The sequence below is a fragment of the Novosphingobium sp. genome, assembly GCF_041915465.1.
Classification (GTDB): Bacteria; Pseudomonadota; Alphaproteobacteria; order Sphingomonadales; family Sphingomonadaceae; genus Novosphingobium.
Map to the genome: position 1 here is coordinate 1 of NZ_JAYSBK010000079.1, position 14,687 is coordinate 14,687.

At 65.3% G+C, this 14,687-nt stretch carries 17 protein-coding genes; 10 read left to right on the top strand and 7 right to left on the bottom strand.

The features are described from left to right. Both ACE3SN_RS12595 and ACE3SN_RS12600 read left to right on the top strand, forming a co-directional pair. Positions 1–389, top strand: a 389-nt coding sequence (locus ACE3SN_RS12595; RefSeq protein WP_374530531.1) for a demethoxyubiquinone hydroxylase family protein, incomplete at its 5' end; no start/stop codon positions are given. Between the two features lie 94 nt (positions 390–483). Next, the gene (locus ACE3SN_RS12600; protein ID WP_374530532.1) at positions 484–1,077 is read left to right on the top strand and encodes a hypothetical protein; all 594 of its coding nucleotides are present in this window, start codon (positions 484–486) and stop codon (positions 1,075–1,077) included. An 82-nt stretch (positions 1,078–1,159) separates the two neighbouring features. Here the strand turns inward: ACE3SN_RS12600 and fabI are convergent, their stop codons facing one another. From fabI to ACE3SN_RS12615, 3 genes are read right to left on the bottom strand one after another with little or no spacing between them, the layout of a single operon-like run. Beyond that, positions 1,160–1,981, bottom strand: a complete 822-nt coding sequence (fabI, locus tag ACE3SN_RS12605; RefSeq protein ID WP_374530533.1) for an enoyl-ACP reductase FabI — start codon at positions 1,979–1,981, stop codon at positions 1,160–1,162. A 22-nt stretch (positions 1,982–2,003) separates the two neighbouring features. Then, the gene (locus ACE3SN_RS12610) at positions 2,004–3,053 is read right to left on the bottom strand and encodes a YihY/virulence factor BrkB family protein (protein ID WP_374530534.1); all 1,050 of its coding nucleotides are present in this window, start codon (positions 3,051–3,053) and stop codon (positions 2,004–2,006) included. Between the two features lie 14 nt (positions 3,054–3,067). After that, complete coding sequence (locus tag ACE3SN_RS12615; RefSeq protein WP_374530535.1) at positions 3,068–4,027, bottom strand: DnaJ C-terminal domain-containing protein; 960 nt, start codon at positions 4,025–4,027, stop codon at positions 3,068–3,070. A 104-nt stretch (positions 4,028–4,131) separates the two neighbouring features. Between ACE3SN_RS12615 and pdxH the strand changes: the two genes are divergently transcribed. Both pdxH and ACE3SN_RS12625 read left to right on the top strand, forming a co-directional pair. After that, the gene (gene pdxH / locus ACE3SN_RS12620; protein ID WP_374530536.1) at positions 4,132–4,761 is read left to right on the top strand and encodes a pyridoxamine 5'-phosphate oxidase; all 630 of its coding nucleotides are present in this window, start codon (positions 4,132–4,134) and stop codon (positions 4,759–4,761) included. Then, positions 4,758–5,696: a cation diffusion facilitator family transporter gene (locus ACE3SN_RS12625; protein WP_374530537.1), complete on the top strand. Its 939-nt coding sequence runs from the start codon at positions 4,758–4,760 to the stop codon at positions 5,694–5,696. The genes pdxH and ACE3SN_RS12625 overlap by 4 nt, the downstream gene beginning before the upstream one ends. A 241-nt stretch (positions 5,697–5,937) precedes the next feature. On the opposite strand, the gene ACE3SN_RS12630 is transcribed toward ACE3SN_RS12625, so the two are convergent. Genes ACE3SN_RS12630 through ACE3SN_RS12640 form a run of 3 tightly spaced genes read right to left on the bottom strand, consistent with a single transcriptional unit; the run spans position 5,938 to position 9,083 of the window. Beyond that, entirely contained in the window at positions 5,938–6,879 is a 942-nt protein-coding gene (locus ACE3SN_RS12630) for a GDP-L-fucose synthase family protein (RefSeq protein WP_374530538.1), read from the bottom strand. A 6-nt stretch (positions 6,880–6,885) separates the two neighbouring features. Further along, complete coding sequence (gene gmd / locus ACE3SN_RS12635) at positions 6,886–7,950, bottom strand: GDP-mannose 4,6-dehydratase (RefSeq protein WP_374530539.1); 1,065 nt, start codon at positions 7,948–7,950, stop codon at positions 6,886–6,888. Continuing rightward, positions 7,950–9,083 carry a serine hydrolase domain-containing protein gene (locus ACE3SN_RS12640; RefSeq protein WP_374530540.1) on the bottom strand — a complete coding sequence of 378 codons (1,134 nt, stop codon included), beginning with the start codon at positions 9,081–9,083 and terminating at the stop codon, positions 7,950–7,952. The genes gmd and ACE3SN_RS12640 overlap by 1 nt, the downstream gene beginning before the upstream one ends. Positions 9,084–9,113: 30 nt before the next feature. Between ACE3SN_RS12640 and ACE3SN_RS12645 the strand changes: the two genes are divergently transcribed. Genes ACE3SN_RS12645 through ACE3SN_RS12655 form a run of 3 tightly spaced genes read left to right on the top strand, consistent with a single transcriptional unit; the run spans position 9,114 to position 11,373 of the window. Then, a complete protein-coding gene (locus ACE3SN_RS12645) occupies positions 9,114–9,461 on the top strand; it encodes a hypothetical protein (RefSeq protein WP_374530541.1) in 348 nt (115 codons plus the stop codon). Positions 9,462–9,514: 53 nt separating this feature from the next. Continuing rightward, on the top strand, positions 9,515–10,564 hold the full coding sequence (locus ACE3SN_RS12650; protein WP_374530542.1) for a mannose-1-phosphate guanylyltransferase: 1,050 nt from the start codon (positions 9,515–9,517) through the stop codon (positions 10,562–10,564). Positions 10,565–10,596: 32 nt separating this feature from the next. After that, a complete protein-coding gene (locus ACE3SN_RS12655; protein WP_374530546.1) occupies positions 10,597–11,373 on the top strand; it encodes a class I mannose-6-phosphate isomerase in 777 nt (258 codons plus the stop codon). Here ACE3SN_RS12655 and mnmA read toward each other — a convergent pair. Next, positions 11,370–12,518 carry a tRNA 2-thiouridine(34) synthase MnmA gene (gene mnmA, locus ACE3SN_RS12660; RefSeq protein WP_374530543.1) on the bottom strand — a complete coding sequence of 383 codons (1,149 nt, stop codon included), beginning with the start codon at positions 12,516–12,518 and terminating at the stop codon, positions 11,370–11,372. The genes ACE3SN_RS12655 and mnmA overlap by 4 nt on opposite strands. 150 nt (positions 12,519–12,668) lie before the next feature. Here mnmA and ACE3SN_RS12665 point away from each other — a divergent pair, with 150 nt between their 5' ends. From ACE3SN_RS12665 to ACE3SN_RS12675, 3 genes are all read left to right on the top strand, one after another. Then, positions 12,669–13,001 carry a hypothetical protein gene (locus ACE3SN_RS12665; RefSeq protein WP_374530544.1) on the top strand — a complete coding sequence of 111 codons (333 nt, stop codon included), beginning with the start codon at positions 12,669–12,671 and terminating at the stop codon, positions 12,999–13,001. Beyond that, a complete protein-coding gene (locus ACE3SN_RS12670; protein WP_189542930.1) occupies positions 12,998–13,297 on the top strand; it encodes a DUF1153 domain-containing protein in 300 nt (99 codons plus the stop codon). Before ACE3SN_RS12665 ends, ACE3SN_RS12670 begins: the two co-directional genes overlap by 4 nt. Positions 13,298–13,654: 357 nt before the next feature. Continuing rightward, a partial coding sequence (locus ACE3SN_RS12675) for an efflux RND transporter periplasmic adaptor subunit (protein ID WP_374530545.1) occupies positions 13,655–14,687 on the top strand: 1,033 nt, incomplete at its 3' end.

Consider the following 14,687-nt stretch of genomic DNA (forward strand, 5'->3'; position numbering starts at 1 on the left):
ACATGGCCCAGCAGGAGGCCGAACACCGCCGCAAGTTCGACGCATTGCTGGCGGCGCGCGGTGTGCGCCCGACGGCGCTGCAGCCGTTCTGGCATGTGGCCGGCTTTGCGCTTGGCGCGGCGACCGCGCTGATCGGGCCGAAGGCGGCGATGGCCTGCACCGCTGCCGTCGAGGAAGAGATCGATCGTCACTACTCCGAACAGCTTGACGAACTGGGCGACACGGACGGTGAACTGGCCGGCATGATCCGCGAATTCCGCGACGATGAACGCGAGCACCGCGAGACAGCGCTGGCCAACGGCGCTGAACAGGCGGTGGCCTATCCGCTGCTTTCGGGTGCGATCCGGTTGGGTTGCCGTGTCGCGATCAAACTTGCCGAACGGATTTAGGCCGATTTGATCGCGGCCAAGGCGCTGGCTGCTTAAGCTGTTATTCAGCGCTGAGCGTGGTTATATCTCCCCCGCCCCCCGAGGAGTTTTTCTGATGCGTCTGACGATCGCCCTTTCCGCCTTGCTGGCCGCCACCGCCTTTTCCGCTGCTCCCGCCGCGGCGCAGGACGCGCCTGAGCCGAAGGTCAACCAGCTGATCGTCTATGGCGACGACAAGTGCCCTGAATCGACCGACGACACGATAACGGTATGCGCGCGCAAGGAAGAGGCGGAGCGCTATCGGATTCCGAAGAACCTGCGCGAACCGGTCAACACCCCCTCGAACGAGGCCTGGAACAACAAGGTGCTGGCCTATGAAACGGTCGGCGCCAGCGGCACCAACAGCTGCTCGCCCACCGGTGCCGGCGGCTGGACGGGGTGCTCGGCCAAGCTGATCAGCAACGCCTATGCCGAAAAGAAGACTTCCGACGACGTGAAGTTCAGCGAACTTATCGCGGCCGAACGCGAAAAGCGCCTCTCCACGATCGACGCCGAAGCTGCCGCAACCCAGTCGCGCGTTGAAGAGGCCGAAAAGGAATACGAAGCCCGCGAGAAGGCCAATGCCGAAGCGGAAGCCAAGGCCAAGGGCCAGAACGTCGAAGCCGACGCGCCTCCGCCCGAACTCAAGGCGACTCCGCCCAAGCAGTAAGGCGGATCAGGTCTGCGAAAACATCAGCGGGAGGAAAGGCCATGGCCTTTCCTCCCGCTGATGTTTGCGGGGCGCCGAAAAATCAGCTCAGCGCAATATCCGGGGCATCTTCCTGCTTCATGCCGACCACGTGATAGCCCGCATCGACGTGGTGGGTTTCGCCCGTCACGCCCGAGGCCAGATCCGACAGCAGATACAGCGCCGAACCGCCGACATCCTCGATCGTGACATTGCGGCGCAGCGGCGAATTAAGCTCGTTCCACTTCAGGATGTAGCGGAAATCGCCGATCCCGCTGGCTGCCAGGGTGCGGATCGGGCCGGCCGAGATCGCGTTGACGCGCACGCCCTTGGGGCCAAGATCGTTGGCAAGGTATTTCACGCTGGTTTCGAGCGCCGCCTTGGCCACGCCCATCACGTTGTAGTGCGGCACAACCTTTTCCGCGCCGTAATAGCTCAGCGTTAGGATCGAACCGCCGCCCTTGCCGTCTTCGAGCGGCGGCATCATCGCCTCGGCGCGCTTGGCCACGGCAACCAGCGAATAGGCCGAGATGTTCATGGTCATCAGGAAGTTTTCTAGGCTGGTATCGCAATAGCGGCCGCGCAACTCGTTCTTGTCGGAAAAGCCGATCGCATGGACCACGAAATCGATCGTCGGCCAGCGCGCGGCGAGCGTCTCGAACGCGGTGTCTAGGGCGGCCATGTCTGACACGTCGCAATCGATCAGGAAATCGCTGCCGAGGCTGGCCGCGAGCGGACGCACGCGCTTTTCAAGGGCCTCGCCCTGATAGGAAAAGGCGAGCTCGGCGCCCGCCTCATGCAGCTTCTGGGCAATGCCCCAGGCCAGCGACTTGTCGTTCGCAAGGCCCATGATCAGGCCTCGCTTGCCTTGCATAAGTCCGGTCATGCGTGTTTTCCCGTCGTCCCTTTTATCGCCGGTCGATATCGGCACCGCGCTCATGCCCGCCTGACGCCAGCGCGATTGCTTCCCGCTCCTCGGGGCTTTCGGCCAGCGCCGCGTTGAGTTCGGCACCTACCACCATTCCTAAGCCCACCAGCCAGAAAAAGAAAAGCGCGATCATCACTCCGGCAAGGCTGCCGTAGGTGAGATCGTATGTGAAGAAGTGGTGCAACACGCCGGGCAGGGCGACGCTGACCGCCACCCACCACGCCGTTACCAGTGCGGCGCCGGGCCATTTGGGAAAGCGGCTGGCGCGGTATTGCGTGGGCGTCAGCGTGAAGAACAGCAGGTAGAGCGCAAGGTAAATTACGACCGCGGGCACGAAGCTCGAGGTGAACAGTGCGCTCGCCAGCCAGTCGAGCCGGGCGAAGTGCGACAGGATCACTTCCTGCGCGGTGCTGATCGCAACTTGCGCCAGCAGCGCGAACAGCAATGCGATGACCGTGGCGACGATCACGGCGGTCGAAATCAGGCGATAGCGCCAAAAGGCATAGGCTTCGCGCGTGCCATAGGCGCGGCGCAGGATGTCGCGGATCGTTTCGACCAGGCTGCCCACGGTCCACAGTCCGACCAGCCCGCCAAGCCATAACAGCCAGCCGCTGCGCGCCACGATCACGTCGCGCGCCACCGGTTCCAGCGCACCCGCGACGATCGGGGGCAGGGCGAGGAGGAAGGTGTGGACCGAGGCTTCGCGCTGGGCCTGTTCGCCGATCAGGCTGAACACCCAGCCCACCGTCACGAAGAACGGAAACAGCGCCAGGATCGCCATATAGGCCAGGTTGCCGGCATGGATGAAGCCGTCGTGATAGGCGCCCGACCAGATCCGCGCGATGATTCGAAACGGACGCGAGCGCCAGAATTGGCCATCGCGTCCGACCGTCTCGGCAAATCCGTCGGCAGGTGCCAGCTGCTGTTCCTGCAAGGTGCGCAAGGCGCGGCGGCGGCGGGCTTCGGGGGACAGATCGCGCAGGGTCAGCGGGGGGAGGGGCCCCACATCGTCAAGTTCGCGTTCCTGCACCCCCGCGGCCCGGCCTAGACGCCAAGCTTGGCGCGCAGGTTGCGCGTATCGCGCCAGCCTTCGAGACGGCGGACCAGGTCTTCGTCGCCCTCGGGCAATTGCACTTCGACCGTGACGAGCTGATCGCCGCGGGTGCCGTCCTTGCGGGTAAAGCCCTTGCCCTTGAGCCTCAGGGTCTTGCCCGAACTGGTGCCGGGGGCGAGCGTCAGCATCACCGCGCCTTCCACCGTCGGCACCTTCACTTTCGCGCCGTGGACGGCCTCATCGAGGCTGATCGGCAGGTCGAGGCGGATATTGTCGCCATCGCGCTTGTAGAACGTGTGCGGCTGGAGCTGGATCGTCACCAGCGCATCGCCGTTGCCGCCCGGACCCGGTTCGCCCTTGCCCGCGAGGCGCATCTGGGTGCCGTCTTCCACCCCGGCGGGCAGCTTGAGGTCAATCGTCTTGCCATCGGCCAGGGTGATCCGCTGGGTCGCAAGCAGCGCCGCATCGGGCAGCGAGACGCCGAGCTTGTACTGCACGTTGGCGCCGCGCGGCGCTGCCCGTCCGCGCCCGCCACCCATACCGCCGCCAAAACCGCCGCCCATTCCGGCACCGCCGCCACGCGCGCCGCCGAACAGGCCGTCGAAGATGTCGCCAAGGTCGATGCCTTCGCTCGCAAAGCCCTCGAATCCGCCCCGGCCTCCGCCCATTCCGCCGCCAAAGCCGCCGCCCGGCCCGGCGCCGCCGCCAAAGCCGTAGCCCATGGTGGGATTGCCATCGATGTCGATCTCGCCCCGGTCAAAGCGGGCGCGCTTGTCCTTGTCGGACAAGAGGTCATAGGCGCGGGTGATTTCAGAAAACCGCTCCGCCGCCTTGGGATTGTCTGCATTGCGGTCCGGGTGGAATTCTTTCGCAAGCTTGCGATAGGCGGATTTCACCTCCTTCTCGCTTGCACTGCGGGCCACGCCCAGGATCGAATAGGGATCTGCCATGCCCGATAGCTAGGAGCGCAGCGGGCCGCCTGCAAGGTATTGCGGCAAGTTGCGAAACGCTCGCGCTTTCTTCGCAGGCGCAGCGCGGCTATGGCGGTTGCGTAATGGACGAAACACAAGCCACCAACGCGATCCCCGATGCCGCACCCTTCGAACTGTTCGACGAATGGTTTGCCGAGGCGAAGAAGCACGAGCTCAACGATCCCGAGGCCGTGGCCGTCGCCACCGCCACGCCCGATGCCATGCCATCGGTGCGCATGGTGCTGATGAAGGATCACGGGGCGAACCTGCTCGGCCCGCAGGGCGGCTTCGTGTTCTACACCAACAGCCACAGCCGCAAGGGGGGCGAACTCATCGCCAATCCGCAGGCCGCGATGCTGTTTCACTGGAAGTCGCTGCGCCGCCAGATCCGGATCGAGGGCACGATTGCACGCGTGCCGGACGAAATGGCCGACGCCTATTTCGCCAGCCGCAGCCGCGATTCGCAGATCGGCGCCCATGCCTCCGACCAGTCCGCGCCGCTTGGCTCGCGCGGCGAATTTCTCGCCCGGATCGCCAAGACCACCGCGCAGCACCTGATCGGCACCGTGCCGCGCCCGCCGCACTGGACTGGCTTCTGCCTGACGCCAAGCGCCTTCGAGTTCTGGATGGACCGCCCGTTCCGTCTGCACGAACGCCGCCGTTTCACCCGGCTTGCCGATGGCGGCTGGACCAGCACGCTGCTTTATCCATGACCGACATCCACGCCCTTAACCGAAGCGCGGCCTTCGCCAGCATCTCGGTGGCGTTGCTGCTGGTGGTGCTCAAGGTCTGGGCGGCGCTCTCGACCGGGTCGACCGCGATGCTCGGCAGCCTGGCCGATACGACGCTCGATCTCATCGCCAGCCTCGCGACGCTCGCTGGCGTGTGGATCGCGGCCCAGCCCGACGATGACAACCACCGTTTCGGCCACGGCAAGGCCGAGGCGCTGGCGGCGATGTTCCAAGTCGTACTTATCTCGATTTCGGCACTTACCCTGGCCTTTCGCGCCATTGACCAGTGGATCGCCGGATCGAGGCCCGAAGGCGCAGAGGGCGGTATTCTGGTTTCAGGCATCGCTATGGTGGCGACCTTGGCGCTGATCACATGGCAGCGCCACGTCATCCGCAAGACCGGCAGCCTCGCGATTTCGACCGATAATGTGCACTACCAGTCGGATCTGATGCTCAACCTCGCGGTGATCGGCGCGCTGGCGCTTGATACCTATGCCGGGATCGCCGGGGCCGACGCCGTGTTTGGCCTTGGCATCGCGCTGTGGCTCGGCTGGGGCGCCTGGGGCGCCTCGCAGCAGGCGATCGAGCAACTGATGGACCACGAATGGCCCGAACCGAAGAAGGCGCGCTTCCTTGAAGTGGTGGCGCGCCACCCGGAACTGCGCGGGCTGCACGATCTGCGCACCCGCACTTCGGGCAACCGCGATTTCGTGCAGTTCCACGTTGCGGTGAACCCGGAGATGACCGTGCGCGAGGCGCATGACGTGATGGACGAGATCGAGGCCAAGCTGCTCAGCGAATTTCCGGGCGTGGAAATCCTGATCCATCCCGATCCGGAAGGGCTGGTCAACGAAACCGGCCTCGCCGCGCAGGACCTGCTGGCCGAACGCACGGCCGCGCACGACCGCAGCGAATAAGGCGCTGCAGGCTGGGGTGCGTGTGCGGCGGTAAAGTTGGGGGCAGCTGACGTACCCCTAATTCGTCATCCCAGCGAAAGCTGGGATCGCTCTCGAACCCGTATACCCTAACAGCAATACGCAGCTTGCCTGACCGCAAGCGATCCCAGCTTTCGCTGGGATGACGATCTTATTTGTGACGCTACGTCCGCAATGTTGTCGTGTCCGGACAGGCGGCTTCGCGGTTAGGTGTCCGCGCCGCCTAGAGCCCGCGCCCTTCGCCCGCGAGGAACGCGGCGTAGCTGCGTTTGATCCCTTCGGCGAGATCAACCTTGGGCGCCCAGCCGAGGTCGCGCAGGCGGGTGTTGTCCATCAGCTTGCGCGGGGTGCCGTCGGGCTTGCTGGGATCGGTCTCGATCGCGCCGCCCGCATAGTCCAGCACTTCCATCACCAGCTTGGTCAGCTCCATGATCGAGATGTCGGTGCCGGAACCCACGTTGACGTGGCTTTCGCCCGAATAGCCCTTCATCAGGAACACGCAGGCATCCGCGCAGTCATCGACGTAGAGGAATTCGCGGCGCGGCGTGCCGGTACCCCAGACCGAGACGGGGCCGGATACCTTCTTCGCCTCGTGAACCTTGCGGATCAGCGCGGGGAGCACGTGGCTGCCATTGAGGTCGAAATTGTCGCCCGGACCATAAAGGTTGGTCGGCATGGCGCTGATATAGTCCGCGCCATATTGCTTGCGATAGGCCTGGGCCAGCTTGATCCCGGCGATCTTGGCGATCGCGTACCATTCGTTGGTCGGCTCGAGCGGTCCGGTCAGCAGCGCGTCTTCGGGGATCGGCTGGGGCGCGAACTTGGGGTAGATGCACGAGGAGCCGAGGAACAGCAGCTTTTCGACGCCGATATCGTGCGCGCCGGTAAAGATCGCGGTTTCGATCAGCAGGTTGTCGCGCAGGAAATCGACTGGGTAAGTGTTGTTGGCGAGGATCCCGCCAACCCGGGCGGCGGCCAGGAACACCGCCTGCGGGCGTTCCTTGCGCATCCAGTCCAGCACGGCGCGCTGGTCCGTCAGGTCCAGCACTTCGCGCCCGGCGGTGAGCACTTCGCAATTCTCGGCCTCAAGTCGCCGTGCGATGGCTCCGCCAACCATGCCGCGATGCCCCGCGACCCATACCCGCTTGCCCGAAAGATCGTACACGGCGGATCAGCTCCCCCGGCCGATCGAAGCGGTCTGCATGGTGACGAGGTCAGCCTGGACCATTTCGCGCGCCAGATCGCGTACGCTGGTTTCGTGGTGCCAGCCCAGCTTGGTCTGTGCCTTGGTCGGATCGCCGATCAGCAGATCGACCTCGGTCGGGCGGAAATAGCGCGGATCGACCGCGACGCGCAGCGCCCCGGTGGCCTTGCAGAAGCCCTGTTCGTCGGCTCCTTCGCCCTTCCATTCCAGCGCGATGCCGACATCCTCGAACGCCCATTCGACGAATTGGCGCACGGTGTTGGTTTCGCCGGTGGCGAGGACATAGTCATCCGCCACGTCCTGCTGCAGCATGGCCCACATGCCTTTCACGTATTCGCGGGCATGGCCCCAGTCGCGCTTGGCATCGAGATTGCCGAGGTAGAGCACGTCCTGCCGACCGAGCGAAATCGCGGCGGCGGCGCGGGTGATCTTGCGGGTCACGAAGGTTTCGCCGCGCAGCGGGCTTTCGTGGTTGAACAGGATCCCGTTCGAGGCGTGCATCCCATAGGCTTCGCGGTAGTTGACCACGATCCAGTAGGCATAGAGCTTGGCCGCGGCATAGGGGCTGCGCGGATAGAACGGCGTGGTTTCGCGCTGCGGCACTTCCTGGACGAGGCCGTAGAGTTCCGAGGTCGAGGCCTGGTAGAACCTGGTCTTCTGCTCCATCCCCAGGATGCGGATCGCCTCCAGCAGGCGCAGGGTGCCCAGCGCGTCGGAATTGGCGGTATATTCGGGCGTTTCGAAGCTGACCGCCACGTGGCTCTGCGCGGCGAGGTTATAGATCTCGTCCGGCTGGGTTTCCTGGACGATGCGGATCAGGTTGGTCGAATCCGTCATGTCGCCATAGTGCAGCGTGAGCTGCGGATCGGGGACGTGCGGGTCTTCATAGATCTCGTCGATGCGCTGGGTGTTGAATGAAGAGGAACGGCGCTTGATGCCGTGTACCCGGTAGCCCTTTTCGAGAAGCAAGCGAGCAAGGTAGGCACCGTCCTGGCCGGTGACACCGGTAATCAACGCAGTCTTTGCGGTCACTATTGGGTTTCCTTGGGGAAAAGTTGGATGATCCGGGAAATGGCAAGACGCACGGGCGCGTGTTTTCCTTCTTCGGTCTTACCCAATCGCACCACAGTAACGTGCTGCGACTGCGAAATAACCACAAATTGCCCAAGGTGTCCATTCATAGAGAACACCGATTGTGCCGCTCCGGGAAACTCGATGTGACCATCGTCCGCCTGGGGCCGGTTGAGCCAGATCTGCGCGCCGTAGCCCGGGTTGCGGGGGTTGGGGCTGATCATGAATTCGATCCAGCCCGAGGGGACCAGCTGCGCGCCCTTGACCGCGCCGTTGTTCCGCAGGAATTCGCCGAATTTCGCCCAGTCGCGCGCGCTGCCGTGGATCAGGCTGCCGCCGATCAGCGTGCCCGCCGCATCGTATTCCGGGACCATCGATTTCATCCCCAGCGGCTCGAACAGGCGGGTGCGCAGGTATTCGCCCACCACGCGGCGGCGTTCCGCGGGATCGGTGCTGGTGGTCAGTGCGCGCGCCGCAAGGTCAGCCAGGATGACCGTGGTGGCGGTCGAGTATTCCCACTTGCGCCCGGGCTCCGCTTCCAGCGGTTGGGCCTCGGCATAGGCGGCCATGTCGTCGCGCCCGTCGAGGAACAGCATCCGCACCTCGTCGGATTCGTAGGGCGGATTGCCTGCCTCGGTATGGCGCAGGCCGGAACGCATCTGCAGCAACTGGCGCAGGGTAATCTCGCCGCGCGGATCGCCCGGGCGCTGCCAGGCCGGGATCGGCACGCTTTCGTCAAGCCGCAGGCGGCCATCGGCCACCAGCATTCCGATCATCACTCCGGTGACAGTCTTGGCCATCGACCACGAGATGAAGCGCGTGTTCTCATGATAGGGCGGCGCGTAACGTTCGGCCACGATTCGCCCGTCATGGATCACCAGCACGGCGCGGGTTTCGCCCATGTCGTCCTGCGTGAACAAGGCATCGACCGCGCGCGCCAGCGCTTCACGCGGCACACCGGGTTGTTCAACGACGGCGGAAAGCGCGGCCGGGCTGAGCGGGGGCGGGCCTTCGTCGTTCTTCCCGCCAGAGCAGCCGATCAGGGCTGGCAGCGCAAGCAGCGGCAGGATAAGGGGAAGTCGGCGCGTCAGCATGGCGCGCATCACTCGCCCAAAGGCTCGTCAATGGCAACCGTAAACCCTGCTGCTCCCGGTCGTCGTCGCCCCCTGCGGCGCGTGCTGCTGGCGATCGCGCTGATCGCGGCGGGGCTGGTCGCCTGGTACTGGAAGCCGATCAATGGCTATGCCATCACCGGTGCTTCGGTAGGCGCGCGGGTGGCCTGTTCGTGCCATTACCTTGGCGGGCGCAGTCTTTCCGATTGCCGCAAGGACTTCGAACCGGGAATGGAACTGATCACCCTTTCGGCCGACGAAGACGCCAAATCAGTAACGGCGCGATTCCCCCTGCTGGCCCGGCAGACCGCAACTTACCGAGCAGGCGAAGGATGCAGGCTTGAAGCCTGGCATGATTGAGCGGTAACGCATTGGCCCGCGCACTCTTGTTTGAGAGTAGAGATTCTTTTCCCATGAATTCTTCCCAGATCACTCCGGTCATTCTGTGCGGCGGCAGCGGCACGCGCCTGTGGCCCCGCAGCCGCGCGACCAAGCCCAAGCCCTTCCTGCCGCTGATGGGCGATTCGACCCTGTTCGAGGCAACCCTGGCGCGCTGTCCGCAGGGCGCGGGCTTCACTGCCCCGATCGTGGTTGCCGGCGGTGCGCATATCGAACACATCGAGGCCCAGCTGGGCGCGGGCGCGAGCGCGAGCGCACAGCTCATCGTCGAACCCTCTGCGCGCAACACTGCCGCCGCAATCGCGCTTGCCGCGCTGCGGCTCGATCAAGCCGCGATCATGCTGGTCTGCCCGAGCGACCATCACATCGCCGATGCCGCTGCCTTCCAGGCGGCTGCCCGCGCGGCGGCAAGCCTTGCGGCAGATGATTGGCTGGTGTCCTTCGGGATCGAGGCGACCGCACCCGAAACCGGGTTCGGCTATCTCCAGCGCGGCGCGCCGATCGGCGATCTGGGCTTTCGCACGGCGCGCTTCATCGAAAAGCCCGACCTGGCCCGCGCGCAGGAATTCGTCGCCGATGGCGGCTATGCCTGGAATGGCGGGATTTTCGCTTTCCGGGCCGGCGCGTTCCTTGCCGAACTGGAAGCCCACCGCCCTGAAATCGCGGCTGCCGCCCGCGCCGCCGTTGCTGCCGGAAGCAGCGATGGCCACCGCTTTTACCCGGGCGCTGCCGAATTTGCCGCAATCAAAAGCGAATCGGTCGACTATGCGGTGATGGAAAACACCGCACGCGCCGCGCTGGTTCCGGCAGACATGGGGTGGTCCGATATCGGCAACTGGGATGCATTGCTCGAAGCGCGGGAGCGCGATGCGCACGGTAATTCTGTGCGCGGCGAGGCCGAACTGGTGAATTGCCGCAATGTCCTGATCGAAACCGATGGCCCGCGCGTCTCGGTGATCGGGCTTGAGGACGTGGTTGTCGTCGTTGACGGGAACGAGGTCATGGTCACCACCCGCGCCGGGGCGCAGCTGGTTGGCAAGCTCAAGGGTGCGGCCAACCAGTGAGCGCCGAACCCGCCAAGCGCCTGCCGGTCCGGATGGTCAGCAAGCCATGGGGCTGCGCGGTGCTGCCCCCGCCGTTCGCGGCCCCGGCCGGGGAACAGATCGGCGAAGTCTGGTTCGAACCCGATCCGGCGCACGGCGAACTGCTGGTCAAATACATCTTCACCAGCGAGGCGTTGTCGGTGCAGGTCCACCCGTCCGATGCGCAGACCCTTGCGGGTGGCCTTGGCCGACAGGGCAAGGAAGAATGCTGGCTGGTGATCGCGGCGCAGCCCGGCGCAAAGCTGGGGATCGGTTTCAGCGAGGAAATCGGCGAGGAGGCAATGCGCGCTGCCGCGCTGGATGGTTCCATCGAGGACCTGCTCGAATGGTTTCCCGTCGCGCCGGGCGACTTCTTCTATATTCCCGCAAACACCGTTCACGCGATCGGGGCGGGGATCAGTCTGATCGAAGTCCAGCAGAACAGCGACATCACGTACCGGCTCTATGACTACGGCCGCCCGCGCGAACTGCACCTGCGCGAAGGCATGGCCGTGGCGCGCGGCGGCCCGCACGATCCGGCGCTGCGCTGCAAGGTTCCGGCGCATGGCTCGGTCACCTTGGTCGATGGACCGCTGTTCCGGCTCGACCGGCTTGATGGCGCGCCCGATGCGGCAACAGCGGCGCGGTATGGCGGGGCCGTGCTGATTATCCCGCTCGATGCGCCGATGACGATCGACGGGGAAACGATTGCCCCCGGCGAATGCGGCCTTGCGCCGTCACTCGATGCGGTGGTGTTCTCCCAGCTTTGCCTGATTGCCCAACCGGCCTAAACCGCCGCTTCGGTTTCCTCGATCCAGCCGCCACCGACGACCCGGTCTCCGGCATAGATCACCGCCGCCTGTCCCGGCGCGACGCCGTATTCGGGGGCGGCGAAGCGGATCGTCGTTTCCGCGCCATTGCCCAGCGGTCCTTCCAGCGCGATTGGTACCGGCTTCGCCAGCGAGCGCACCTTGGCGGTGAGCGGAGCATCCGGAATCGGGCCGATCCGGTTGGTCTCGACAATCCGCGCTGCCGCCACGGCCAGCAGGCTGCGCGGGCCGACCAGCACTTGCCGCTGTGCTGCATTGATGCCCGTGACGTAGAGCGGCTCTGCCAGGCCGCCGATTTCCAGCCCCCGGCGCTGGCCCACGGTATAGTGGATGATGCCCTTGTGCCGGCCCAGCACCGCGCCCGTGGTGGCGTGGACGATGTCGCCGGCCAGGACGCCTTCGGGGCGGACCGAGCGCACGACCTTGGCATAGTCGCCATCGGGGACGAAGCAGATGTCCTGGCTGTCGGGCTTGGCCGCGTTGCGCAGGCCCGCCGCCTCGGCCAGGGCGCGCACCTGGGTCTTGGGCAGGCCGCCCAGCGGAAAGCGCAGGAAATCGAGCTGCGCGTCGGTTGTCGCGAACAGGAAATAGCTCTGGTCGCGCGCCGGATCGGCGGCGCGGTGCAGTTCGGGGCCGGCCGGGCCGATCACGCGGCGCACATAGTGTCCGGTCGCAAGACAGTCCGCGCCCAGTTCGCGGGCCATGGCGAACAGGTCGGTAAACTTCGGCCCCATGTTGCAGCGGATGCAGGGGATCGGGGTGCGCCCGGCAAGATAGTCGTCGGCAAAACGCTCGACCACTTCCTCGCGAAAGGCGCTTTCGTGATCGAACACGTAGTGCCCGATCCCCAGACGGTCGGCGACAGCGCGGGCATCACGGATGTCGTCGCCCGCACAACACGCGCCCTTGCGGCCCGTCGCCGCGCCGTAATCGTATAACTGCAGGGTGATGCCGATTGTCTCCGCTCCGCTGCGCGCCGCCAGTGCGGCCACGACTGAACTGTCGACCCCGCCCGACATGGCGACAACGATGCGCTTCCCCTTGATGGGGCCGTCCAGCTGAAACAGGCTGGCATAATCTTCAGGTGCGGGAAATGCGGAGTCCATGGCGGGGGCGCCTTACACCCTGGCGGCGCGCGGTGCAAAGCGCGGCTTGGTTCCGTGACGCGGGCCGGTCGCAATTGGGTAAGGAATGTCTACCAATCGTAAAGCCGGGCTTTACCTGATCTTGACCTTAGGCGGGGTAAAGGGTCGCTCATGGAAATCGCAATCGACCTGATGTCCGGCCTCCGCGCGCGAACTGCGCCGAACCTGCGCGATGCGCGCAGCGGCGCGGAATCGTCCGTTTTGGACTGGCATGGCCTGCACGGGCGCCTCGCAGCGGCACATGCTGCGCGGCGTATCCTGCAGGCGGACGATTCGCGTTTCCCGGTACTTGCAGGCGGGTTCGCAAACTGGGAGGTCCTGCGGTCTTCCCACTATGCCTCACGGGCCGTTAACCCAATTGATTTAGCAGATGGCAAAATCCCCGCTGGCATTGATGGCGCCACCGCCGGAGAACTCAGCGCCTGCGGCCGAGGACACAAATGATCGAGAACCAGAAGATTCGACCCGCGATGGTGATTGGCCCGCTTGGCGAGCCGCTCACCCTGGAATCGCTGCCCGCGCCAACCACCACCCGGTGGGTCGTGCGTCGCAAGGCCGAAGTCGTGGCTGCGGTCAACGGCGGCCTCTTGACGATCGACGAGGTTTGCGAACGCTATAACCTCACGCTCGAAGAATTCGCCTCGTGGCAACGCGCGGTCGATCGTTCGGGCATGCAGGGGCTGCGGGTGACGCGGATCCAGCATTACCGCGATCTCTACGAGCGCCAGCTCAAGTACTGATTCCATGCACAGGCGGCGCAGCCGCCCTGATCGGCCGGCGCGGGGCAGCCCGTTGCCGGCCGTTTCGCGTTCGGCCGCGCCTCGGGCGCTGGCGGGTTGCACGGCGGCCACACTGGCTTGCAGTTCGCAGACCGCAGCGTGCCGTTGGCCGAGCGCGCCATTGCCACGCGCGGACACCCGGCCTATGGCTCGGACTCGGCGTCATCCCGTAACGGGCTGGAAATTCCGGCACTTGCGGGCAGTGATTTATAATCGTAATACACTTAACCGATTTCTCCTGCGCGCCAAGGCATCGGCTGGCGCGGGGCGAAGGGTGGGCAGGGCGCGAAGTCCCTGAGAATGAAGGCGGTTTGGGCAATGAATTTCGATTCGAGGATTGATGCGAACGAGGCACGGGTTGCGCCCGGGGCCGGTTCCGAAGATCACAATCCGCTGCTCGACACGAACGAGGAAGATCGGCTTTCGCGCCGCAGGCTCGCGCTTATCGCGGCTGCGGTCGTGTTGCTGCTGGTCGGCATCGCGTGGTGGAACAATGCCGGCAAGGTCGAGGGCGGGGCAAGCAAGGACCAGGCCCCCGTCGTTTCCGTCATTACCCCCGGACGCACGACGATTGCCGGCGAAATCAACGTAACCGGTTCGCTGGCCGCTCGCCGCGAACTGCCGGTCGGCATCGCCGGCGAAGGCGGGCAGGTCGTTTCCGTCCTGGTCGAGCCCGGCCAGTGGGTTCGCGCGGGGCAGGTGCTGGCGGTGATCGACCGTTCGGTCCAGACCCAGCAACAGGCCAGCCAGGCCGCGCAGATCCAGGTCGCGCGGGCCAATGCCGAACTCGCGCAGTCCAATCTTGAGCGCGGACTCAAGCTGGTTGACCGCGGGTTCGTCTCGAAGGCCGATATCGACCGCCTGACCGCTACCCGCGATGCGGCCGTGGCGCAGGTGCATGTGGCTGAAGCCCAGCTGGGGGTGCTGCACGCCCAGACCAATCGCCTCAATATCGTAGCTCCGTCCGCCGGTCTCGTGCTTGAGCGCAAGGTTGAGCCGGGCCAGGTCGTCAGTGCCGGATCGGGCGTGTTGTTCCGCATCGCCAAGGACGGCGAGATGGAGCTCAAGGCCCAGCTTGGCCAGGTCGACCTCGCCCAGATTGCGTTGGGTGTGGCGGTCGAGGTCACGCCCGTCGGTTCAAAGCATACCTACACGGGCCAGGTGTGGCAGATTTCGCCCACGATCGACCCGTCCTCGCGGCAGGGTGTTGCCCGCGTCGCGCTAGCCTATGCGCCCGATCTGCGCCCCGGCGGCTTTGCTGGCGCGGTGATCAAGTCGGGCACGGTGGTTGCGCCGATGCTGCCCGAATCCGCGATCCTTTCGGACAATGCGGGCAGCTATGTCTACGTGA